The organism is Barrientosiimonas humi, from assembly GCF_006716095.1.
GTDB classification, from domain to species: domain Bacteria; phylum Actinomycetota; class Actinomycetes; order Actinomycetales; family Dermatophilaceae; genus Barrientosiimonas; species Barrientosiimonas humi.
Genome location: NZ_VFOK01000001.1, coordinates 1,539,344 through 1,562,810, shown reverse-complemented (window position 1 = coordinate 1,562,810; position 23,467 = coordinate 1,539,344). Strand labels below are relative to the sequence as shown.

The window sequence follows — 23,467 nt, the reverse complement described above, 5'->3', positions numbered from 1 at the left end:
CACCATGCGTCGCGCCAAGATCGTTGCCACGCTCGGGCCTGCCACGAGCACCTACGAGCGCATCCTGGAGCTGGTCACCGCCGGCATGGACGTCGCTCGGCTGAACCTGTCGCACGGGTCCTACGAGGACCACGAGAAGGTCTACGAGCACGTGCGTCGGGCCAGCGACGAGACCGGCCACGCGGTCGGGATCCTCGTCGACCTGCAGGGGCCGAAGATCCGCACCGGCCGGTTCGCCGAGGGACCGATCGGGCTCGCGCCGGGCGACACGTTCACCATCACGACCGACGACGTCCAGGGCGACCAGGAGCGGGTGTCGACGACGTACAAGGGGCTGCCCGGCGACGTCCGGGCCGGTGACCTGCTGCTCATCGACGACGGCAAGGTGTGCCTGCGGGCCACCGCGGTGACCGGAACCGACGTCGTCGCCGAGGTCGTGGTCGGCGGCACGGTCTCCAACAACAAGGGCATCAACCTGCCCGGCGTCGCGGTGAGCGTGCCGGCGCTGTCGGAGAAGGACGAGGACGACCTGCGCTGGGCGCTCGGGCTGCGCGCCGACATGATCGCGCTGTCCTTCGTGCGCAGCGCCGACGACATCGCGCGGGTGCACGAGATCATGGACGAGGAGGGGGTGCGGCTACCGGTCATCGCCAAGATCGAGAAGCCGCAGGCCGTCGAGAACCTCACCGAGATCGTCCGGGCGTTCGACGCGATCATGGTCGCCCGCGGCGACCTCGGCGTCGAGCTGCCGCTCGAGGAGGTGCCGCTGGTGCAGAAGCAGGCGGTCACCCTGGCCCGCAGCAACGCCAAGCCGGTCATCGTCGCGACCCAGGTGCTGGAGTCGATGATCGAGAACCCGCGCCCCACTCGCGCCGAGGCCTCCGACTGCGCCAACGCGGTGCTCGACGGCGCCGACGCGATCATGCTGTCCGGCGAGAGCAGCGTCGGGGCGTACCCGATCGAGGCGGTGCGCACCATGGCGAGCATCATCGAGTCGACCGAGGAGCACGGCCTCGAGCTGATCCCGAGCCTGGACCACCCGCCGCGCACCAAGGGCGGCGCGGTCACCAAGGCCGCCGCCACCATCGGTGACGTGCTCGACCTGCGGGCGCTCATCGTGTTCACCACCACCGGCGACTCCGCCAAGCGGATGGCCCGGCTGCGCAACCCGCGCCGGATGATCGCGTTCACGCCCAACGCCGAGGTGCGCAGCCAGCTCACGCTGGTCTGGGGCATCGAGACGTTCCTGGTGCCCGAGGTCAAGCACACCGACCAGATGGCCATGCAGGTCGACGAGTCGCTGCTGGCGTGCGCCCGCTGCGTCGAGGGCGACCAGGTCGTCATCGTCGCCGGCTCCCCGCCCGGCATCCCCGGCTCCACCAACGCCTTGCGCGTGCACGTCATGGGTGACGCGAAGAACAAGGTGGCGCCGGCGTACGCCGAGCTCGAGAACGGCGACGCCCCGGAGTAGGCCCCACCCGCCCCGGCATCGTCGACGGCGGCACAGAAACCACGACGGCGGCCCACGTAAGACGTGGTCCGCCGTCGTCGTATGTGTGCCGCCGTCGTCGCGGCGGGTGATCGGATCGCGAGTGCCCCGAGTGGGATTCGAACCCACACTGTGCGGAGTTTGAGGCCGCCTTCTCTGCCAGTTGGAATACCGGGGCCAGCGCAGCACACGGTAGCCGAACGCCGAGCGGCCACCCAACCGGCGCGCAGCGGCGTCAGGCGCCCTGCCAGGGGCCGCGCCGGGTGGGCGAGAAGGTGGCGCGACGCGGCTGGCCGAGGGTGTCGTACGCGCCGGTACGCCTGGCTAGGCTGACCCGGTGAGCAGCACCGAGCAGACCCCGCCCAGCTCGTCGCCGACCCAGCTGCGCGTGCTGGTCGCCGAGGACGAGGCGCTGATCCGCATGGACATCGCGGAGATGCTGCGCGAGATCGGCCACGAGGTCGTCGGCGAGGTCGGCGACGGCGAGCAGGCCGTCGCGACCGCGCGCGAGACCGAGCCGGACCTGGTGCTCATGGACATCAAGATGCCGCGCCTGGACGGCATCACCGCCGCCGAGCAGATTGCCGAGGCCAACCTGGCGCCGGTCGTGCTGCTCACCGCGTTCAGCGACGAGCAGCTGGTCGAGCGGGCGCGCGAGGCCGGGGTGATGGCGTACGTCGTCAAGCCGTTCGGGGTCGACGACCTGCGCCCGGCGATCGCGGTGGCGCGAGCCCGCTGGGCCGAGCGGGCGGCGCTGGCCGCCGAGGTGGCCGACCTGGGGGAGCGGCTGGAGACCCGCAAGCGGCTCGACCGGGCCAAGGGCATCCTGATGAAGCGGCTCGACATCGACGAGCCGGCAGCGTTCCGCTGGATCCAGAAGGCCGCGATGGACCGGCGCCTCGGCATGCGCGAGGTCGCCGACGCGGTGATCGACGGGATGGGCGAGCAGCAGTCCTGAGCGCCGCGTCCGTCGCCCGGTAAGGAGTCATCGCCCGCATGGCCGCAGGCCAGGTCTCGGCTTGGTCACGGGGTGACCTCAATCACATCAATCGCCTCCCAGGTCACGAGGGCGCGGGCTAGGTTCCATCCAGCGCGACGGCCTCCCGTGCCGCCGCAACCTCGCTGCCGACCGGCGGCGAAGCGACGTGTGGCTCAGGAGGAACACGTGCGTTCAGTGGTGAAGTACAGCGCCCCGGTGGTCGCAGCGGCGATGCTGCTCTCGGCCTGCGGCTCGCGCGGAGGCGACGGCGAGGGTGCCGGTGCGAGCGGCGGTGAGGGTGGCAACACCAAGACCGTGAAGATCGGCGTCATCGCGCCGCTCTCGGGCGACCTCGCGCCCCTCGGCCTCGGCATCAAGAACTCGGTCGACCTGGCCGTGAAGAAGGCCAACCAGTCCAACCTCGTCCCCGGCGTGAAGTTCGAGGTCGTCGCCAAGGACGACGAGGGCAAGACCGACCCGGCCAAGAACGCCGCGACCCAGCTGGCGGCCGACCCCGACGTCATCGGCGTCGTCGGCACCCTCAACTCCAGCACCGGCCAGGTCGCCTCGCCGGTGCTCAACACGGCCAAGATCGTGATGGTCAGCCCGGCCAACACCAACCCGACGCTGACCCGTGGCGCCGACCCCGCCAACCCCAAGCGGATGTACCCCTACTACTTCCGCACCGCGACCACCGACGCCGTGCAGGGGCCGTTCGCCGCGCGCTACCTGTACAACAAGGCCGGCAAGAAGACCGTCGCGACGATCCACGACAAGAAGACGTACGGCCAGGGCCTGGCCTCGGCGTTCGCCACCGAGTTCAAGAAGCTCGGCGGCAAGGTCGTCGCGCAGGAGACCATCAACCCCGACGACGCCAACTACCAGGCGGCGGTGTCGAAGGTGAAGGGCGCCAACCCCGCGGCGGTCTACTACGGCGGCGAGTTCCCGCAGGCGGGTCCGCTGTCCCAGCAGATGAAGGCGGCCGGTCTCAACGTCCCGCTGATGGGTGGCGACGGCATCTACTCGGCCGACTTCATCAAGCTGGCCGGCAAGTCCGGCGAGGGCGACCTCGCGACCTCGGTGGGGGCCCCGACCGAGAGCCTGGACAGCGCCAAGACGTTCGTCAGCGACTACAACGCGCAGAAGTACCCCGAGCCCTACGAGGCCTACGGCGCCTACTCCTACGACGCCGCGAACTCGATCATCAACGGGCTCAAGAGCGTCTGGAAGAGCGACTCCACCGTCGCCAACGCCCGCACCCAGATGCCCGGCGCCGTCGGCAAGGTCAACTTCGACGGGGTCACCGGCAAGGTCGCCTTCGACAGCTACGGCGACACCACCACCCGCATCCTCACCGTGTACCAGGTGAAGGGCGGCAAGTGGACCGCGGTCAACACCGAAGAGTTCAAGTAGGCCGATAGTCGCGGGCAGTGCGACCGCGGCGGCAGCGAGCGCTGCCCCCGCGGTCGCACTGTCCGGCTGTCCGGGGCGCCCGTCCACGCCCCGCCCCCGGGACCACCGGTCCTGCTCGCCGTTCCTGCGCCGGCCGGCGCGGACGTACGACGGGCTGCCCCGCCCCCGCACCCTGTTGGGAGATCCTCCGTGCAGTTCCTGCAACAGCTGGTCAACGGGCTGACGCTCGGATCGCTGTACGCGCTCATCGCCGTCGGCTACACCGTCGTCTACGGCATCGTCCAGCTGATCAACTTCGCCCACGGCGAGGTGTTCATGATCGGCGCGTTCGGCGCGCTCTCGGTCCAGCTCGTGCTCTTCAAGGGCAGCACCAGCATCGTGCTGCTGCCGCTGATGATCATCGGCGCCGTGCTCGTCTCGGTGCTGACGGCGGTGCTGATGGAGCGGGTCGCCTACCGACCACTCCGCGGGGCGCCACGCCTGGCGCCGCTCATCACCGCCATCGGCATCTCGGTGTTCCTGCAGGAGTTCGTGCGGCTGTTCTACGACAAGATCCCGTTCGCCGACTTCCCGAGCGCCAAGAGCAAGATCCCCTTCCCGCAGATCGACGTGGTCACCGGCCAGGCGATCCGCCTCGGGGGCGTGACGATCCAGCGCTCGGCGCTGTTCACGATGATCGCGCTCGCGGTCTGCGCCGCGGGACTGTGGTGGTTCATCGGCCACACCCGCACCGGTCGCGGCATGCAGGCGGTCTCGCAGGACCCCGACACCGCGCGGCTGATGGGCATCAACGTCGACCGGATCATCGTCGTCGCGTTCGCCGTGGGCGCCGCGCTCGCCGGCATCGCGGGCGTCGCGCAGGGCCTGCAGAACAACAACATCGACTTCCGGATGGGCTTCCTCGCCGGCCTCAAGGCGTTCACCGCCGCGGTGCTCGGCGGCATCGGCAACGTGTGGGGCGCCGTGCTCGGCGGCCTGGTGCTCGGCGTCGCCGAGGCGATGGCCACCGGGTTCATCCCCGGCACGTTCGGCGGCACGTCCTGGAAGGACGTCTGGGCGTTCGTCCTGCTGATCCTGGTGCTGGTCTTCCGGCCCCAGGGTCTGCTCGGAGCACGGGTGGTGGACCGCGCATGAGCTGGTGGAAGATCCCGACCCTGCCCGAGCACGTCGTGCAGCGGCACGCCGCCAAGGCGTGGCCGCTGGGCCTGCTCGGCGCCGTCCTGCTGATCGTCGGCTCGTTCCTGTCGTGGTCGTACGTCGGTGGTTTCCTCGGCGACCTGACCATCAACTTCTACCCGGGCACGGTGCAGATCTTCGCGATCGTGCTCGGCGTCATCGCCCTGGTGCTGCTGCTGGCCATGAAGGGTCCGCTGCACCGGCTCGGCCGCTGGCTGGACGCGGCCCTGGGCTTCCGGGCGGTCGCGACCTGGGCGACGATCTACCTGGTCTTCGTCATCGTGGCGATCACCGTGCAGGCGCCGGGGCTGATCAACGTCAACCCGGGCGGCTGGATCAGCCTGGCCGGCGCGCTGCTGATGTTCCTCGCCTCCCGGTTCGCCCAGCCCCAGCCGCTCGAGGCGCTGGAGACCGCGCGGATGAAGCCGTGGGTGGAGATCCTGCTGATCACCGCGGTGATGGCGCTGGCCCTGGTTCTGGCGGCGGTCACCCTGGGGCTGGAGGAGTCGTGGAGCTTCGTCGCCGCCTGTCTGTTCGTCGCGGGCCTGCTCGTGACGGCCGTGCGCGGCGGCATCTTCACCTGGGTCTCCCAGGCGGCCGCGCGGCACCGCACGGTGCTGACCCTGTCGGCGTTCGTCGTGGCGTTCCTGTTCCCGTTCACCCAGAACGGCTCCGACGCGAACATGTCGATCGCCGCGCAGGTGCTGATCTTCGCCGCGACGGCGGTCGGGCTGAACATCGTCGTCGGCCTCGCGGGGCTGCTCGACCTGGGCTACATCGCCTTCCTCGGCTCGGGCGCCTACGTCGCCGCGATGCTGTCGAGCTCGGCGTTCGCCACCATCGACTGGAAGCCGCCGTTCTTCGTGGTGGTCCTGATCGCCGCGGTCGTCACCGCCTGCCTGGGCCTGATCATCGGCTCGCCGACGCTGCGCGTCTCGGGTGACTACCTGGCGATCGTGACCCTGGCGTTCGGCGAGATCTTCCGGCTGGCGATGTTCAACCTCGACGGGACCAACGGACCCAACCTGACCCGCGGCCCCAACGGCATCGGCGCCATCCCCGACCTGAAGATCGGTGGCTTCGACTTCGGCCAGGTGCACTCGGTCTTCGGGATCCCGCTGGGCCGGATGAGCAACTACTACTTCCTGCTCCTGCTGCTGATCGGCTTCATCATCCTGGTGTTCACCCGGATGAACAACAGCCGCATCGGCCGCGGCTGGGTCGCGATCCGCGAGGACGAGCGGGCCGCCGACGCCATGGGCGTCAACGTGTTCGGGCTCAAGCTGCTGGCCTTCGCCGGCGGCGCGGCGCTCGCCGGCATCGCCGGCACGATCAAGGCCCACCAGGACACCTCGGTCTCGCCCGACCAGTACATCTTCCTGGAGTCGGCGTTCCTGCTCGCCGCCGTCGTGCTCGGCGGCATGGGCACGATCGCCGGCGTGCTGCTCGGCGCGACCATCCTGAAGCTGCTGCCCGAGAAGCTGCGCTTCTTCAACGAGTACCGCCTGCTGATCTTCGGCCTGCTGCTCGTGGTGATGATGCGCTTCCGGCCCGAGGGGCTCATCGCCTCCAAGCGGCGACAGCTGGAGTTCCACGAGGAGGACGAGTCGCTCGCCGACGAGGTCGAGGACCGGCTGGAGACCAGTGACCTGGGCCCGGGACAGACCGGGCCACCCGGGTCGAGCGGCTCGAGCGGGCCGAAGGGAGCGCAGGCATGACCGCCACGACCGAACCGACGTACGGCGCACCCGGCGACGGCACGAGCGGCGAGCTGATCCTCGACGCGTCCGGCGTGGTCATGCGGTTCGGCGGCCTGGTGGCCGTCGGCGGCGTCGACCTGCAGGTGCACCAGGGCGAGATCGTCGGGCTGATCGGGCCCAACGGCGCCGGGAAGACGACGTTCTTCAACTGCCTGACCGGGATGTACCGGCCCACCGAGGGAACGGTGCGTTTCGAGGGGCAGGTGCTGCCGCCCAAGCCCGGCAAGGTGGTGCGCGCCGGGATGGCCCGCACGTTCCAGAACATCCGGCTCTTCGGCAACATGACGGCGCTGGAGAACGTCATGGTCGGCCGCTACTGCCGTACGTCCTCGGGCGCGCTCACCTCGATCCTGCGCGGGCCGAAGTTCCGGCGCGAGGAGGAGGAGACACGGGCGCGCGCCCAGCAGCTGCTGGAGTTCGTCGGCCTCGGCCGGCAGGCGGCGCACCTGGCGCGCAACATGTCCTACGGCGACCAGCGCCGCCTCGAGATCGCCCGCGCGCTCGCGACCGACCCCAAGCTGCTGCTGCTGGACGAGCCGACCGCGGGCATGAACCCGCTGGAGACCCAGCAGGCGATGGAGCTGATCTTCAAGATCCGCGACCAGGGGCTGGCCGTCGTCGTCATCGAGCACGACATGCGGTTCATCTTCAACCTGTGCGACCGGGTGCTGTGCCTGGTGCAGGGCAAGACGCTGATCGAGGGGACCCCCGAGCAGGTGCAGTCCGACCCGCGGGTGATCGAGGCGTACATCGGCACCGGCGACGGCACCGAGGACGACGAGGAGATGGACGAGATCGTGCGCGAGGACGAGGCCGACCTGCGCCGCGACGACGAGACCGGCACCGACCCGAGGGAGCAGCGCCCGTGAGCCCGATGCTGGAGGTCTCCGACCTCACCGTCGCCTACGGCAAGATCGCCGCGGTCAAGGGCATCTCGTTCGCCGTCGAGGAGGGGCAGGTCGTCACCCTCATCGGCACCAACGGCGCGGGCAAGACCACCACGCTGCGCACGATCTCGGGGCTGATCCGCCCCGAGAGCGGCTCGATCTCCTTCCAGGGCAAGCGGATCGACGACGTGCCCGCTCACGAGATCGTGAGTCTCGGCCTGGCGCAGTCGCCCGAGGGGCGGCGCATCTTCCCGCGGATGAGCGTGGAGGAGAACCTGCACCTGGGGGCCTTCGCGCGCAACGACCACAAGGCGGTCGCCGAGGACCTGGAGGAGGCGTTCGAGCTCTTCCCGATCCTGCGCGAACGGCGCAAGCAGCCGGCCGGCACCTTCTCCGGCGGCGAGCAGCAGATGCTGGCGATGGGCCGGGCGATGATGAGCCGCCCCAAGCTGCTGATGCTCGACGAGCCCTCGATGGGTCTGTCGCCCCTGATGATGCAGAAGATCATGAAGACCGTGCGCACCCTGCAGCGGCGCGGCACCACGATCCTGCTGGTCGAGCAGAACGCCCAGGCGGCGCTGAAGCTCGCCGACTGGGGCTACGTCCTCGAGGTGGGCTCGATCGTGCTCGACGGGCCCGGGCGAGAGCTGATGACCAACGACGCGGTGCGCAAGGCGTACCTCGGCGAGGACTGACGCCCGACCCTGCTGCACGCACTTACTGCACGACCCCCGGCTCCCTGAAAGATAGGGAGTCCCCAACCACCCCTTCTTTCACTCTGGCCGCACCGCCGAGAACAGCGTGCTCGGACGTGAACGGCACGGGCACACTGACTGCGCGTCGTGCACCCGTCCGGGTGGGACGCGAGCAGTCGGCCCGGACGCGCCGGGCCGACCCACGGTCAGGGGAGGGGACCATGAGCGGTCACCAGGAGCACGGTTCGGACAGCACGGGAGTACGCCGACGGGCGGTCGTCAAGGGAGTCGCCTGGGCGACCCCGGCAGTGGTGGTGGCGCAGGCGGCGCCGGCGTTCGCGCTGTCGACCGTCCCGCCGACCTTCCGCTTCATCGGCGCCTGCAAGTCGCCCGGCCAGAGCTGCAAGGCCTTCCCGAAGGGCTACCAGTTCACGTTCGAGGTCTGCAACAACAGCAGCGAGGACATCTGGCTGTACAGCATCAGCTACTCGGTGAGCGGGACCAACCTGACGCTGACCCACCAGTCGCCGCCGTTGCCCTACCGCCTCGCGGCAGGGCAGTGCCAGACCGTCGAGTTCCGTGCCGACAGCTCGAACTCGGCGAACCAGGACTTCGACGCGGTCATGCAGATCCAGTGGGGCCACACCCCGGCCCCGGGCACCGACCCCAACCAGCACCCGCCCATCACGGTCGCGTTCAAGGTGCCGGGCACGCCACCCGTCTGCGACATTCCCGGCTGCACGCCGACGGCCAAGGAGTCGGCAGACGCGGCCGCCTCGTCGGTCGCGTCGTCGTCCACCACCGGCAGCTCGTCGACCTCGAGCAGCACGTCGACACCCAGCAGTTCGTCCGCGCCGAGCCCGAGCAGCACGCCGGCACCGGCCCCGAGCACGACGCCGGCGCCCGCCGCGACGCCGAGCACGACCAGCGCCGGCGGCTTGGGCGGCTGACCCGGCCCGGCCACGCATGAAACCGGGTTCCGTGCCTCTGACCCTGATGCATCGAGGTCAAAGGGACGGAACCCGGTTTCATTCGGGGTTCAACTGTCCGGGTGGGCGAGGGAGGCGTAGTGTTGCCGCCGCGCCCGAAGGCGGCGCACATCGGGGCCGAGGATCGGAGCCAGAGCGTTGGGCCGTGGTGGCATCTCTGTGTCGCGGGTGACCGTCGACCAGGAGCAGCGTCTGGCGCCGTTGTGGGTCGCCGCCCGCACCGCCGCGGGGCAGTCGGCCGACTGGGCCGACCGGGCCGTGCGCGAGGGCCGGGTCCGGTCCGCGCTGGAGCGCGAGGACGTGCGCGTCTACCTCGCCGAGCGCGACGGCCAGCCCGTCGGCTTCGCCGCCGTCACAGCCAGCCCGCTCAGCGGGCTCGGTGAGGAGAGCGCGGTCTGGATCGACCAGATCTACGTCACCCCCGGCTCGCGCCGGCGCGGCGTCGCCAAGGAGCTGCTCGCGGCCGTCGCGACGTACGCCGACCTGCGCGGGGTCGGGCAGGTCACCAGCTGCGTGCCGGCGGGGGAGAAGCACACCAACCGCTACTTCGCCCGGCTCGGGTTCGCGGCCCAGGTGACCGTGCGGTCCACGCCCACGCGGGCGCTGCACCGACGGCTGGGCGACGACGAGCAGACCTCGACGACCGAGGAGATCGTGCGCCGCCGACGCTCGCTGCGCGAGCGGGCCCGGCACGGCCTGCGCCACCCGGAGATCGAGCCCGAGACCGGCGCCTGACTCAGCTGGCCCTGGTCGGGGCGTCGCGCAGGATGCAGGTCAGGCGCGAGGTGTTGACCCGGCGACCCTCGTCGTCGACGATCGCGATCTCGTACGCCGCAACCGAGCGCCCCTCCGACAGCGCGGTCGCCGTGGCGGTGACGAACCCCGAGCGGACCCCGCGGTGGTGCGTGGAGTTGATGTCCAGGCCCATGGCCGCGCGGCCCTCGCCGGCGGCGATCGCGGCGGCGATCGAGCCGACCGTCTCGGCGAGCACCACGTGCGCGCCGCCGTGCAGCAGGCCGTAGGGCTGGGTGTTGCCCTCGACGGGCATCCGGGCGACGACCTTGCCGGGGGCGACCTCGACGATCTCGATCCCCATCTTCTCGGCGAGCGTGCCCTTGTTGAACGAGTTCATGGTCTCGAGGTCGAGCGCGTCGCCGAGCGTGGCGCTGGGGTCGGTCATGACGGGGGTCCTCCTGGTGTCGGTGGTGGGTCCTAGGCTCTCATCCGTGAAGCGTCTCCTGCTGCTCGACGGACACTCCCTGGCCTATCGGGCGTTCTTCGCCCTCCCGGTCGAGAACTTCTCGACCACGACGGGGCAGTCGACCAACGCCGTCTACGGCTTCACCTCGATGCTCATCAACGTGCTGCGCGACGAGGAGCCGACGCACGTCGGGGTCGCGTTCGACGTCAGCCGGCAGACCTTCCGCACCGAGGAGTACGCCGAGTACAAGGCCGGCCGCGCCACCACCCCCGACGAGTTCAAGGGGCAGGTGTCGCTGGTCCACGAGGTGCTCGACGCGCTGAAGATCCGTTATGTCGAGGCCCCCGGCTACGAGGCGGACGACGTCATCGCGACGCTCACCACCCAGGCGCTCGACGACGGCTTCGACGAGGTGCTGATCTGCTCGGGCGACCGCGACACGCTGCAGCTGATCACCGACAGGGTCACCGTGCTCTACCCGCGCAAGGGCGTGTCCGACCTTGCGCGCATGACGCCCGCGGCGGTCGAGGAGAAGTACGGCGTGACCCCCGAGCGCTACAGCGACCTCGCGGCGCTCGTGGGGGAGTCTTCCGACAACCTGCCCGGCGTGCCGGGGGTCGGTCCGAAGACCGCGGCGAAGTGGATCGGGCTCTACGGCGACCTGCCCGGCATCGTCGACCACGTCGGCGAGATCAAGGGCAAGGCCGGCGAGAGCCTGCGCGAGCACCTCGACGGCGTGCTGCGCAACCGCCGGTTGAACCAGCTGCTGCGCGACCTGTCGCTCGACGTCGGGGTCGGCGACCTGCAGCGCCAGACGTGGGACCGCGAGCAGGTGCACACCGTCTTCGACGGTCTGGAGTTCCGGGTGCTGCGGGACCGGCTGTTCTCGACGCTGGAGTCGGTCGACACCGAGGCCGAGTCGGCCATCGAGGTCGAGGGCAGCGTGCTCGCCGGCGAGGAGGTGGCTGCGTGGCTCGAGGCCAACGCCCCGGCGGGCGTGCGCACGGGCGTGCAGGTGCTCGGCACCTGGGTGAAGGGCGCCGGCGATGCTCGTGGGCTGGCAGTGGCGGGAGAGTCCGCGGCGGCGTACGTCGATCTGGAGGGTCTCGACCCGGCGGCCGAGAAGGCGCTGGGCGACTGGCTCGCCGACGCGGGTCGGCCCAAGGCGCTGCACGAGTCGAAGGTGCCGCGGCACGCGCTCGCGGCGCGCGGGTTCGCCCTCGCCGGGGTCACCCACGACACGGCGCTGTCGGCCTACCTCGTGCGGCCCGACCAGCGCAGCTACGACCTGACCGACCTGGCCCTGCGATACCTGCGACGCGAGCTCGGCACCGCCGCGGAGTCCTCCGGCCAGGGGCTGCTCGACCTGGGCGACACCGGCACCCCGGTCGAGGCCCAGCAGGCGATGGAGCGGGCCGAGGCCGTGCGCGAGCTCGCCGACAAGCTCGACGAGGAGCTCGGCGGCACCGGCGGCACCGACCTGCTCGCCGACCTGGAGCTCCCGCTCGTCGAGGTGCTCGCCGGGCTCGAGCGCAGCGGCGTGGCGGTCGACACCGACGCGATGGAGCGGCTCGAGAGCGAGTACGCCGACGGCGTGCGGGCCGCGCAGCAGGACGCCTACGACGCGATCGGTGGCGAGGAGATCAACCTCGGCTCACCGAAGCAGCTGCAGACGGTGCTGTTCGACACCCTGCAGCTGCCCAAGACGCGCAAGACCAAGACCGGATACACCACCGACGCCGACGCGCTGTCCGACCTCTACGCCAAGACCGAGCACCCGTTCCTCGAGGCGATGCTGCGCCACCGCGACAGCTCGCGGCTGCGGGTGACCGTCGAGGGGCTGCAGAAGTCGGTGGCCGACGACGGGCGCATCCACACGACCTACCAGCAGACGATCGCCGCCACCGGGCGGCTGTCGTCGGTCGAGCCCAACCTGCAGAACATCCCGATTCGCACCGAGGCCGGCCGGCGCATCCGCGAGGTGTTCGTCGTCGGCCCGGGCTTCGAGTCGCTGATGTCGGCCGACTACAGCCAGATCGAGATGCGCATCATGGCTCACCTGTCCGGCGACTCCGGGCTCATCGAGGCGTTCCGCACCGGTGAGGACCTGCACCGGTTCGTCGGGGCGCGGGTCTTCGGTGTCGAGCCCGACGGGGTCACCCTCGAGATGAGGTCGAAGGTCAAGGCGATGTCCTACGGCCTGGCGTACGGGCTGTCCGCGTTCGGCCTGTCCAAGCAGCTGGGCATCTCCACCGGTGAGGCCCAGGAGCTGATGGACGAGTATTTCCTGCGCTTCGGCGGGGTGCGCGACTACCTGCGCGAGGTCGTGGACGACGCTCGCAAGACCGGCTACACCGAGACCATGCTCGGTCGTCGCCGCTACCTTCCCGACCTCACCTCCGACAACCGGCAGCGCCGCCAGATGGCCGAGCGGATGGCGCTCAACGCCCCCATCCAGGGGTCGGCGGCCGACATCATCAAGCTCGCCATGCTGCGGGTCGACTCCGCGCTGCGCGACTCCGACGCGACCTCGCGCATGCTGCTCCAGGTGCACGACGAGCTCGTGCTCGAGGTCGCCCCCGGCGAAGCTTCCGACCTGGAGACCCTGGTCCGCCGCGAGATGGGCGCGGCCGTCGAGATGGACGTACCTCTCGACGTCAGCGTCGGCCTCGGCAGCTCCTGGCACGCCGCCGCCCACTGAGCCGCCGCCCGGCCTCGTGGGCACGGGTGCGGACACGGGTCACGGAACGCATTTCGTGCGCAAGTGAACGAAATGCGGGCGCCGGGCCCGGGATTGCGGGGGCGCCGGCTGCATTTCGTGCGCGAGTGAACGAAATGTGGGAGGGGGGTCCGGGATTCCGGGGATGCCAGCTGCATTTCGTGCACGAGTGAACGATCTGCGGCCAGGGCCCCGGCCACGCGCACAAGCGACGCGCCGGGCTCAGCCCAGCCAGCGACTCGGCCGCGCCTCCCGGCACATTTCCCGACCGTGCGTACAGGCGACGCGCCGAGCGCAGCCCAGGGGAGCGACGAAGCCGCGCCCCAGGCCCAACCGGACGAGACCGACCGGACGAAACCGAGCCGGGCGAGGGCGTACGACCGCCCGGGTCAGTCCTTGTCGGCGCGAGTGGCGCCGGCGGCCGGCTCGGAGTCCTTGTCGACGCCGGTCGTGGTGGACCCGGCCGACTCCGAGCGCCTGGGCTCCTCGTCGCGTGCCGCGACCTCGCGGGTCTCCTGGCGGCGGTTCATCCCGAACAGCGCGGTGCCGAGGATCGCGAGCAGCAGCCCGGTGCCGCCGAGGAACATCGCGCGCATGCTGTTGACCGTGCTCAGGTCGCCGCAGGTGCCGCGCTGGAAGCCCTCGCTCGGCGGCGAGGCGGCCGACCCGCAGTTGAAGATCGCGCCGGTGTCGGGGCTCTGCAACGTGATGGGCGACCAGAAGAAGTAGGCCGCGGCCGCGAGCAGCGGGATCGCGATCAGCCAGCAGATCTTCGTGCCCGCACGCGGCGAGATGACGGTGCGGGTCTCAGTCGTCGGTTCGGCCATGGCGTGAATGCTACTGGCCAGTCACCTCCAGCGGCCAGGGTTCGGGCCGCAGGATCCGGCGCGTCGCGACACCACGCGAGTCCCGCGCGCGGGTTGGCCCGGGCAACGTGTGCGCGCGAGCAGTCCGGCCGGCGGCGAGATCAGCTGCCGGCGATGCGGCGGCTGGCGGGCGGCACGAGCAACGAGAACGCCAGCTCGGGGCGCCCCTCGACGGCCGGCAGCGGGATCCGCTCGGTGCCCGGCGGCAGCTGCGGCCAGGTCCCGTCGGCCTGCCGCTCCTGCAGGAAGACCCGCACGCTGTCCGGCGGTGCCGCATCGACCTGGCGGTGGGCCATGTCCTCGGGATAGGGCCAGGCCGAGACGGCGTACGTCCGGAAGCCGGCGCGCTCGCTCTGGAACCCGACCGCCGAGGCGAGCGAGAGGTAGGGCCACAGTCCCGCGGGCAGGACCACCACGTCGGAGCCGGGGCGAACCCGCTCGCGCAGGGCGGTCACCACCGGGTCGCTGACCTGCTGGGCGTCGCGGCTGCCGCGCCACGCGCCGTCGGTCGGGGTCGTCAGGGTCGGCACCAGCGCGAGGACCAGCAGCGCCACCGCCGCCAGACGCGCCGGCCGACCGACCCGCTCGCGGACCCCCTCGGGAAGCAGCTCCAGCACCCGGATGCCGAGCGCGGCCCAGGCGAACACCGACACGACGATGGTCGGCAGCAGCCAGTAGGCCGCGGCGATGCTGACCCGCAGGAACGACAGCGCCCACACCTCGGCGGCGAGCGAGAACACCGCGAGGGCGCACGCGCAGCGACCCACGGTCCACGGTCGGCGGGTGGTGACCCGGCGCTTCCCGCCCACGGCGGCGAGCGCGAGCAGCAGCACCACGATCATCCCGAGCGCCGCCACCGCAGGGGTGGGCGGCACCGCCAGGTGGTCGCCGTAGCGGCCGAGCCGCGCCACCGGCACCAGCTGTCCGACGGCGAACGACAGTCGCTGGTCGGGGCGCACGCCGCCGCCCTGCTGGGCCCCGTCGGCACGGTAGGCCAGCAGCTGGGTGAGGTTGTTGGGCGTCGCGGTGAGCAGCTCCACGAGCGGCGGCATCCAGGCCAGGGCCAGCACCGCGAACGTGACGCGGCCCGGCCCCCAGCGCCGGTGCTGCTGCGTGCGCGGCCGCCAGCCGGGCAGCGGCCAGACCGCGTGCCGCAGCCGCCACCAGCGCACCAGCCCGACCACGACCAGCAGCAGCGCGATCGCGGCGACGAGCGGGGCGTACGCCACGTTGGACTGGGCCACGAGCGTCGCCGACAGCGCGAACACCCACATCGGCCCGAGCCGCCCGAGCAGCAGCGCCGTGGCGCTGACCAGGGCGAGCAGCAGCGGGAACGCGGCGACGAACGTGTTGAGCGGGCGCACGAGCAGCGCGGCGCCGAGGCTCCACTCCAGCGCCAGCACCGCGCCGGTCAGCGGCAGGACCACGCGGTGGCGCCCCAGCTGCCACCCGATGACCAGGGTGCCGATGACGGCGGCGGCGTTGAGCAGCGCGACGCCGAGCACCAGGCCGGCGCCGGAGAAGCCGAGCAGCGCCGCGGGCAGCGCGAGCAGGTAGAACTCCAGCGGTCCGGGGTGGTGGCTGGCGAGGGCGGGGTCCTCCAGGCCGCTGGTGGAGCGCATCCCGACCAACGGCAGGTTCGGGCTCAGCGTGTCGCGCACCCGCATGCCGATGATCGCGTCGTCGCCCTCCGGCGCCCAGCCGCTCACCCAGGCCCGCACGGCCGCGGCGAGGATCGGGAGCAGGGCGAGCAGGACGTACGGCAGGAGCGGGTGGTGCACCGCCCGCGTCGCGAGGCGGGTGACCCGGCCACGCGCCGCGTCGACCGCCCCCGCGGCCGTGCTGCCGCCGTGCCGCCGCCCAGGGGTGCGCCCGCGGGCCGGCGATGCAGCGGAGGTGGTCACGCGGTTACTGTCCCTCGGGTGAGTGTCTGGGAGCGGCGGCGCCCGGTGGCGCCGGGAAACTACTGCAGCGTAACCCCGAGGTCGAGCGCCGGGCGGGCGCATGCGTGAAGCGGTGGTGCTCGCCGGCGGGCTCGGCACCCGGCTGCGCGCGATCGGCTCGGAGCTGCCCAAACCGTTGCTGCCGCTCGGGCCCCAGCCGCTCGTGGCCTACCTGCTGCGCCGGCTCGGCGCCTTCGGCGTGCAGCGCGGACTGCTCGCGGTGGCCCACCAGGCCGACCGCTTCCCGCCCGCGCTCGGCGACGGCCGCGCGCTCGGCCTGGACCTGACGTACGTCCGCGAGCCCCGGCGGCTCGGCACCGGCGGGGCGCTGCGGCTCGCCGCGGACTCCCTCGGCGACCACGTCGGGACCGTCGTCGTCGCCAACGGTGACCTGCTGTCCGGCCACGACCTGCGCCGGCAGGAGGAGCTGCTCGCCGCGGCGTCCGACGCCGACGCGGTGCTGCACGTGCGCGAGGTGCCCGACGTGAGCGCGTTCGGCCACGTCGTGCTCGACGGCGAGCGGGTCGCGTCGTTCGTCGAGAAGCCGGCCGCGGGTGGTGCGGGTTTGGTCAACGCCGGGACGTACGTCCTCCGCCGGGCCGTGCTCGACGCGATCCCTGCCGGCGTGGAGACGTCCCTCGAGCGCGACGTGCTGCCCGACCTGGTGCGGCGAGGCCGGGTCGTCGCCTACCGCGAGGACGCCTACTTCCGCGACGTCGGGACCCCGTCCAGCTTCGTCGCCGCGTCGGCCGACGCGGTGCTCGGCCGGGTGCCCGGGATGCCCGCCGGCACTGGCGGCGAGGCGTGGGTGCACCCGCAGGCGCAGGTCGACCCCGCGGCGGTGCTGACCCGGGGGAGCGCGGTGCACGCGGGGGCCCGGGTCGCCGCCGGCGCGGTGCTCGAGGCCGCGGTGGTGCTGCCCGGCGGACGGGTCGAGCAGGGCGCCCGGCTGGAGCGCGCGGTGGTCGCGCCGGGCGCCGTCGTGCCGGCCGGGGCCGTGCTGCAGGACGCGGTGCACCCGGCCGGAACCTGAGAGCAACCTACGAATCCGCACCCGGAAGTTACTCATCCGTCACTTTTACGTCGACCGGGCCGCATCCGTGTCTATGCTGGCCCGGTTCGTCACCGGCCGACGGCCGTGGGCGGGCGACCGACCGGCCCCTCGTGGAGACGCACCAACTCATGACCAGCCCTGCCATTCGCCCCAGCGGCAGCTCCTACCGCCCGGCGCTGGACGGGATGCGCGCCATCTCGGTCATCACGATCATGCTGTTCCACGCCCCGGTGTCGTGGGTGCTCGGCGGCTACTGGTCGGTGAACGTCTTCTTCGTCGTCTCCGGATACCTGATCACCGGTCTGCTCCTGAAGGAGTGGGACAAGTGGCGCGCGATCGACCTGGCCGGGTTCTACGTACGCCGGGCTCGCCGCCTGCTTCCCGCGCTGCTGGTCATGCTCCTGGTGATGGGCCTGGTCGTGCCGCGGGTCATGCAGGAGCGCACGCCGAGCACCTTCTCCGGCGACGGCATCGCCACGCTGTTCTACGTCGCCAACTGGCGGATGATCGCGACCGGCCAGTCCTACTTCGAGCAGTTCGGCTCCCCCTCGCCGTTCCGGCACGCGTGGACGCTGGGCATCGAGGAGCAGTACTACCTGATCTTCCCGGTGCTGTTCATCGGCCTGCTCAAGCTCGCCGGCCGCCGTAAGTGGATCCCGATCGCGGTCATCGGCGCGCTCACCCTGCTGTCGGCGTACCTCATGGCTCGCCTCGCGACCCCGGGCGCCGACCCGTCGCGCGTCTACTACGGCACCGACACCCGCATGCAGGACATCCTCGTCGGATCGCTGCTGGCGATGGGGCTGCACGCGCTCGGCACCCGACGGGTCGCCGAGATCGCCCAGCACCGCCGCGCGCTCGCGATCGTCGGCTGGGTCGTCGCGATCGCGACCCTCGGCTGGTTCCTGTTCGTCCCGGCCGAGGGCTGGGCGTTCACCGGCGGCTTCCTGCTGTTCGACGTGATGTTCGCGATGCTGATCCTCAGCGTCGAGCTCTACCGCACCTCCTCGGTGGCCCGGCTGTTCAGCCTGTCCTGGCTGGTGTGGGTCGGGAAGCTGTCCTACGGCCTCTACCTGTGGCACTGGCCGATCTTCGTCATGCTCGACGAGCAGCGCACCGGGCTCTCGGCGTTCCCGCTGCTGGTCGTACGTCTCGCGCTCACCTTCGCCTTCGCCAGCGCCTCGTTCTACCTGATCGAGAACCCCATCCGCCGGGGCGCGCTCAAGCGGCTAGGCAGCAAGGTCTCCGCCGCGGTCTCCACGACCAGCGTCGCGGTCACGGCGGCGGTGCTGCTGGTGACGACCGCCGGCATGCAGCTGGCGCCCAACGCCCAGGCCGGGGAGGCTGCGCAGGTCAAGCACGCCGGCGGCGCGTTCCGGCTGCTCATCGTCGGTGACTCGGTCGGCTTCAGCCTCGGCTACAACTTCCCCAAGGAGTCCTTCCCCGACGTGTCGGCGACCGCCAACGTCAAGTTCGGGTGCGGCACCGCCGAGCAGGCGCTGGCCATCGACGGCGAGCCGCAGCCGGCCGAGAACCGCGACGACTGCGAGAGCTCGTTCGACTACTGGAACCAGGGGCTGAAGGAGACCCAGCCCAACGCCATCGTGTGGAGCCTCGGCGGCTGGGAGGTCTTCGACCACGTCGTCGACGGGAAGGTGCTGCGGGTCGGGAGCCCGGAGTACGCCCGCTACCTCGACTCCCGCCTGCAGCAGGGGCTCACGGCGCTCTCGCCGAGCAACGCGCCGGTCGTGATCACCAACGTGCCCTGCTACAACCAGCCGAGCTACGTGGTCAACGGCAAGGACCTGGCCCGCGACCGCAACGACCCGAAGCGCGCGGCCGCGGTGAACCAGATCCTCAGCCGGTTCGCCGCCAAGAACCCCGAGCGGGTCAAGATCGCCGACCTGGACTCCTTCGTCTGTCCGAGCGGGAAGTACCAGGACAGGATGAACGGCGTGCAGGTGCGCAACGACGGCGTCCACTACACCGCGCCCGGGGCCCGGATGTTCTGGCAGTGGCTGATGCCGCAGATCAACCGGTGGAGCGGCGCCACCACGGCCTCGCAGTGACCACCGCCCCGCAGGCGGCCCCGGCTCAGGACCTGACCGGGCGCCCCACCCGGTTCCCGCACCGCCCCGCGCTCGACGGCATCCGCGGCGTCTTCATGGTGATCTTCATGCTGTTCCACCTCGGGGTGGCGGCGTTCCAGGGCGCATGGGTGGCGGTCAACGTCTTCTTCGTGCTGTCCGGCTTCCTGATCGTGCGGCTGCTGGTGGCCGAGCGGGAGGCGTCCGGCCGGCTGCGGCTGCTGGAGTTCTACCGCCGGCGCGCGCGGCGCCTGCTGCCCGCGCTGTTCCTCGTGCTCGGCGCGATCGTGGCGTACGGCATGCTGCTGGCCCCCGACGACGCGCGCCGGCCGATGCGCGGCGACGTGCTCGCGACGCTGGGCTTCGTCATGAACTGGCGGCTGATCCTGCGCGACGACCAGTACTTCGAGCAGTTCGGCAACCCCTCCTACCTGCGGCACGCGTGGACCCTCGCGGTGGAGGAGCAGTTCTACGTGCTGGCCCCGCTGCTCGTGCTCGGCCTGGTCGCGCTGCTCGCCCGGCGGCGCGCGCGGGTGGGCGTGCTGCTCGCGCTGGCGGCGGTGTCGGCGGTGTGGACGGCGGTCGTCGGCATCGGGAGCATGTCGGCCCAGTCGCACGCCTACTACGGCACCGACACCCGTGCCCAGGCGCTGCTCGTCGGTGCGGCTCTCGCGTTCGCGCTGGTCTCCCGCGACCGCGACCCGCAGCGCGACGAACGCGCCGCGCAGGCCGACAACATTGACCCTGAACCTGAGGTGAAGACTGGCGAGCCCGCCGACGAGGCCGGTTCGGGCGAGGACCAGGCCCCCCGACGTACGTCCTGGGCCGGGCTCTCGCCCGCCGTGGTCACCGCCGTCGGCTGGGTCTCCCTGGTGCTGCTGGTCGCCGGCACGGTCGTCGTGGCGCCGTTCCCGTCGTGGGTCTACGACTACGGCGGCATGCTGGTGCTGTCGGCGGTGGCCGCGGCCCTGGTGCTCGTCGCCGCCGACGACCGGGCGCCGTCGCTGCAGCGGGTGCTGGGCGCCCCGCCGCTGGCCTACCTCGGCAAGCTGTCCTACGGCCTCTACCTGTGGCACTGGCCGATCGCCCTCTGGCTCGGCCAGGCCATGCCGGAGGCGCCGACCTGGCAGGTCGTGGTGGTCGGGCTGACGCTGACCTTCCTGCTCGCCAAGCTGTCCTACGACCTCGTCGAGCAGCCCGTGCTGCGGCACGGCCTGCGCGGGCTGACCGGGCGGCTCACCAGCGGGCGGGCGATCACCGCCGGCGGTCTCGCGGTGCTGGTCGCCGGCGCGGTGTCGGTCTCCAGCGGGCTGCCGCCGGCCCCCGCGCAGGCCGCCACGCCCGTCGAGCAGGGCAGCGAGGAGGGCAACCCGACCTTCGACCAGCGGGTGCCCAGCTACGTGCCCTCGGTGCCTGACCTGGTGCGCGGGCAGCGGGCGTACACCCGCCCCGACCCGCCCGTGCGCATCGGCATGGTCGGGGACTCCGTGCCGTTCCTGCTCGCCCGCAACTTCCCGGCCCGCAACTTCCCGGGCACCTCGGTCGCCAACCTGGCCGTCGCCGGCTGCGACACCCTCGACCTGCCGGTCGCCAACCCCAACGGCGGCACCCTGAACAACACCCCCGAGTGCGTGCGCGGGAAGCAGCGGCTCACCGCCGACCTGCAGCGCTCGGGCGCCGACGTCTCGCTGCTGTTCCCCTCGACGCTGCTGGCCTTCTCCCACCAGGTCGACGGCGCGATGCGGCGCTGGGGCGACCCGGCGTTCGAGCGGGCCGTCGGCCAGGCCCTCGACGCCTGGGCGCGCCGGTCGCGGGCCGGGGGAGTCGCCGGGCTGATGATCGCGACGCTGCCGTGCCGCGTCGACCTGTCCGGCCTCGACCCGGGGTTCGTCAACACCGTGCGCACCAAGGAGCCGGAGGCCTACCGCGAGGCGCGCAACCCGGTGCAGATCAACGCCTACCTGCGCGGCTGGGCCAAGGACCGCGGCGTGCCGGTGCTCGAGCTCGGCCAGGCCGTGTGCGGCGACACCCAGCGCAGCAGCGCCGCGGGCATCCAGTTCTTCCAGGACGGGTTGCACTTCTCGGTGCCGGCCTCGCCGATGATCTGGAAGTGGATGCTGCCGCAGATCCTCGCGCCGCTGGGGAGCGAGCGTCGCCCGTGAGCACCCCGGCCGCCCCTCCCGAACGTCGCAAGATCGCCTACCGCCCCGCCGTCGACGGCGTGCGCGGGATCGGCGTCACCGTCGTGCTGCTCTACCACGCCGGCGTCAGCTGGCTGCAGGGCGCGTTCCTCAACATCGACATGTTCTTCGTGACCAGCGGCTTCCTGATCACCGCCGTGCTGCTGGCCGAGCACCGCCGCTACGGCACGATCAGCCTGCTCGGCTTCTGGGCCAACCGCGCGCGGCGGCTGCTGCCGGCGCTGCTCGGCATGGTCGCCCTCGTCGCGCTGTACGCCTGGCTCTGGGCCGACCCGACCACGCTGCGCAAGCTGCGCATCGACATGCTCTCGACCCTCACCTTCTGGTCGAACTGGAGGTTCGCCACCGAGGAGCAGTCCTACTTCGCCGTCGGCGACCAGGTCTCGCCGCTGCTGCACACCTGGTCGCTGTCGATCGAGGAGCAGTTCTACCTCGTCTGGCCGGTGCTGCTGCTGCTGTGGCTGCGCTGGCGCAAGGGCAGCACCCGCTGGCTGCCCACCGTGCTGATGGTGCTGGCGGTCGCCTCGGCGGTCTACATGGCTGCGATCTACGAGCCGTTCAGCGACCCCTCGTCGGTCTACTACAACTCCTTCGCCCGCGCCCAGGCGCTGCTGATCGGCTGCACCCTCGGGGTGCTCGTCGTGCGCGCCGCCGAGCGCGGGCCGAAGCAGCAGCAGGGGCCCCGCCGGGTCGTGGCGCTCGGCCCGGTCGACCTCACCGCCCGGTCCGGCATCTGGGTGCTCGGGGTGCTGGGCTTCCTGGCCCTCCTCGGCCTGCCGCTGCTGGTCACCGAGACCAGCCAGTGGGTCTTCCGCGGCGGCTTCTTCGTGGCCAGCCTGGCGGCGTTCGCGATGGGGTGGCACGTCGTCGCGCTGCCGGACAGCGCGCTGACCCGGGCGCTGTCGTGGCGACCGTTCGTCGCGACGGGGCGACGGACGTACGGCCTGTACGTGTGGCACTGGCCGTTGTTCCTCATCCTCGACTCCGAGCGCACCGGGCTGAGCGGCGTGCCGCTCATGGTGCTGCGCATGGCCTCGGTGTTCGCGCTGGCGTTCGCCTACGACACCTACGTCGAGCGGCCGATCCGGCGCGGCGCGCTCAGCCGGCTGCGCCCCGGTGCGGCTCCGCTGATCACCGGCACCGCCTTCGGGACCGCCTGCCTGCTCACCCTCACCTCCACCGCCAACGCCCAGCCGCCCGTGTTCGGCACCGGACTGCCCGGGTCGATCTCGACGGTGACCGGGCCGATGCGGCCGGGGCAGGACAAGGTGCTGGTGCTCGGCGACTCGGTGGCCTTCACGCTGTGGAAGTACTTCCCGCAGCAGGACTATCCCGACCTCAGCGTGGGGTCCTCGACCCAGCTCGGGTGCGGCATCGCGACACCCCAGGAGCTGCAGATCGGCGGCAGCCGCACCACGCCGTCGCCGCAGTGCGACGGCTGGGAGAGCCGGTGGAGCGCCCTGGTCGACCAGGTCTCGCCCGACCGTTCCGTGGTGCTGTCCGGGTCGGCCGAGCTGTTCGACCGGTGGGTCGACGGTCGGCTGGTGCGGGTCGGGACGCCGGAGTGGACCGCGCTGATGGAGCGCACCTTCGGGCGCGCGGTCGACATCGCCGGGCGCCGGGGCGCCAACCCGGTGTCGCTGGTCAACATCCCCTGCTACGGCCGCACGGTCGCGAGCGGCGACGCCGCAATGCCCGGCGTCTCGCCGGAGCAGGCCGAGGGCGCGGCCCGCGAGCAGAACGACCCCGCGCGCCAGCAGGCGCTCAACACCGCCCTGCAGCGGGTGGCCGCCACCCGGCCGTGGGTGACCATGCTCGACATGCGCGGCTTCCTCTGCCCGCAGGGGTCGTACGTCGATCGCGCCTACGGCGTGCAGCTGCGCACCGACGGGGTGCACCTGACCCCCGACGCGGTCGGGCTGTGGTGGCAGCGCTTCGCCCCGACCCTGGTCGGCCGGACCGACCGAACCGGGGAATGAGACCGTCCGCGTGAATCTCTCCCCGCGGC

General features: G+C 71.7%; 17 protein-coding genes and 1 tRNA gene. 14 read left to right on the top strand and 4 right to left on the bottom strand.

All coding sequences use genetic code 11. The annotated features are described in order from the left end of the window. The first annotated feature begins 4 nt into the window (after positions 1–4). The gene (pyk, locus tag FB554_RS07325) at positions 5–1,471 is read left to right on the top strand and encodes a pyruvate kinase (RefSeq protein ID WP_142005360.1); all 1,467 of its coding nucleotides are present in this window, start codon (positions 5–7) and stop codon (positions 1,469–1,471) included. A 122-nt stretch (positions 1,472–1,593) separates the two neighbouring features. On the opposite strand, the gene FB554_RS07320 is transcribed toward pyk, so the two are convergent. Then, positions 1,594–1,667, bottom strand: a tRNA-Leu gene (locus FB554_RS07320). A gap of 159 nt (positions 1,668–1,826) precedes the next feature. Between FB554_RS07320 and FB554_RS07315 the strand changes: the two genes are divergently transcribed. From FB554_RS07315 to FB554_RS07280, 8 genes are all read left to right on the top strand, one after another. Further along, complete coding sequence (locus tag FB554_RS07315; RefSeq protein ID WP_236022329.1) at positions 1,827–2,447, top strand: ANTAR domain-containing response regulator; 621 nt, start codon at positions 1,827–1,829, stop codon at positions 2,445–2,447. Positions 2,448–2,654: 207 nt separating this feature from the next. Next, positions 2,655–3,881 (top strand): branched-chain amino acid ABC transporter substrate-binding protein, encoded by a 1,227-nt coding sequence (locus FB554_RS07310; RefSeq protein ID WP_236022328.1) that lies wholly within the window; start codon positions 2,655–2,657, stop codon positions 3,879–3,881. A gap of 189 nt (positions 3,882–4,070) precedes the next feature. Further along, on the top strand, positions 4,071–5,015 hold the full coding sequence (locus tag FB554_RS07305) for a branched-chain amino acid ABC transporter permease (RefSeq protein WP_142005359.1): 945 nt from the start codon (positions 4,071–4,073) through the stop codon (positions 5,013–5,015). Next, entirely contained in the window at positions 5,012–6,775 is a 1,764-nt protein-coding gene (locus FB554_RS07300) for a branched-chain amino acid ABC transporter permease (RefSeq protein ID WP_142005358.1), read from the top strand. Before FB554_RS07305 ends, FB554_RS07300 begins: the two co-directional genes overlap by 4 nt. Then, the gene (locus FB554_RS07295; protein ID WP_142005357.1) at positions 6,772–7,686 is read left to right on the top strand and encodes an ABC transporter ATP-binding protein; all 915 of its coding nucleotides are present in this window, start codon (positions 6,772–6,774) and stop codon (positions 7,684–7,686) included. The genes FB554_RS07300 and FB554_RS07295 overlap by 4 nt, the downstream gene beginning before the upstream one ends. Positions 7,687–7,691: 5 nt before the next feature. Then, positions 7,692–8,399: an ABC transporter ATP-binding protein gene (locus tag FB554_RS07290; RefSeq protein WP_244937446.1), complete on the top strand. Its 708-nt coding sequence runs from the start codon at positions 7,692–7,694 to the stop codon at positions 8,397–8,399. A gap of 221 nt (positions 8,400–8,620) precedes the next feature. Next, positions 8,621–9,349: a hypothetical protein gene (locus tag FB554_RS07285; RefSeq protein WP_142005355.1), complete on the top strand. Its 729-nt coding sequence runs from the start codon at positions 8,621–8,623 to the stop codon at positions 9,347–9,349. A 207-nt stretch (positions 9,350–9,556) separates the two neighbouring features. Further along, a complete protein-coding gene (locus FB554_RS07280) occupies positions 9,557–10,123 on the top strand; it encodes a GNAT family N-acetyltransferase (RefSeq protein ID WP_170206807.1) in 567 nt (188 codons plus the stop codon). Position 10,124: 1 nt separating this feature from the next. Here FB554_RS07280 and FB554_RS07275 read toward each other — a convergent pair whose 3' ends face one another. Continuing rightward, on the bottom strand, positions 10,125–10,568 hold the full coding sequence (locus FB554_RS07275) for a PaaI family thioesterase (RefSeq protein WP_142005353.1): 444 nt from the start codon (positions 10,566–10,568) through the stop codon (positions 10,125–10,127). 46 nt (positions 10,569–10,614) lie between these two features. On the opposite strand from FB554_RS07275, the gene polA reads away from it, so the two are divergent. Then, a complete protein-coding gene (polA, locus tag FB554_RS07270; RefSeq protein WP_142005352.1) occupies positions 10,615–13,290 on the top strand; it encodes a DNA polymerase I in 2,676 nt (891 codons plus the stop codon). Between the two features lie 407 nt (positions 13,291–13,697). Here polA and FB554_RS07265 read toward each other — a convergent pair whose 3' ends face one another. Further along, positions 13,698–14,135, bottom strand: a complete 438-nt coding sequence (locus FB554_RS07265; protein ID WP_142005351.1) for a hypothetical protein — start codon at positions 14,133–14,135, stop codon at positions 13,698–13,700. Positions 14,136–14,275: 140 nt separating this feature from the next. Next, positions 14,276–16,078, bottom strand: coding sequence for a hypothetical protein (locus tag FB554_RS07260; RefSeq protein ID WP_142005350.1), 1,803 nt, complete (start codon positions 16,076–16,078; stop codon positions 14,276–14,278). Positions 16,079–16,178: 100 nt separating this feature from the next. On the opposite strand from FB554_RS07260, the gene FB554_RS07255 reads away from it, so the two are divergent. The 4 genes from FB554_RS07255 (at position 16,179) to FB554_RS07240 (ending at position 23,438) form a co-directional block, all read left to right on the top strand. After that, on the top strand, positions 16,179–17,150 hold the full coding sequence (locus FB554_RS07255) for a nucleotidyltransferase family protein (protein WP_142005349.1): 972 nt from the start codon (positions 16,179–16,181) through the stop codon (positions 17,148–17,150). A gap of 149 nt (positions 17,151–17,299) precedes the next feature. After that, positions 17,300–19,240 (top strand): acyltransferase family protein, encoded by a 1,941-nt coding sequence (locus FB554_RS07250; RefSeq protein WP_142005348.1) that lies wholly within the window; start codon positions 17,300–17,302, stop codon positions 19,238–19,240. Then, positions 19,237–21,420: an acyltransferase family protein gene (locus FB554_RS07245; protein ID WP_142005347.1), complete on the top strand. Its 2,184-nt coding sequence runs from the start codon at positions 19,237–19,239 to the stop codon at positions 21,418–21,420. The genes FB554_RS07250 and FB554_RS07245 overlap by 4 nt, the downstream gene beginning before the upstream one ends. Then, on the top strand, positions 21,417–23,438 hold the full coding sequence (locus FB554_RS07240) for an acyltransferase family protein (RefSeq protein ID WP_142005346.1): 2,022 nt from the start codon (positions 21,417–21,419) through the stop codon (positions 23,436–23,438). The genes FB554_RS07245 and FB554_RS07240 overlap by 4 nt, the downstream gene beginning before the upstream one ends. Positions 23,439–23,467 lie beyond the last annotated feature (29 nt).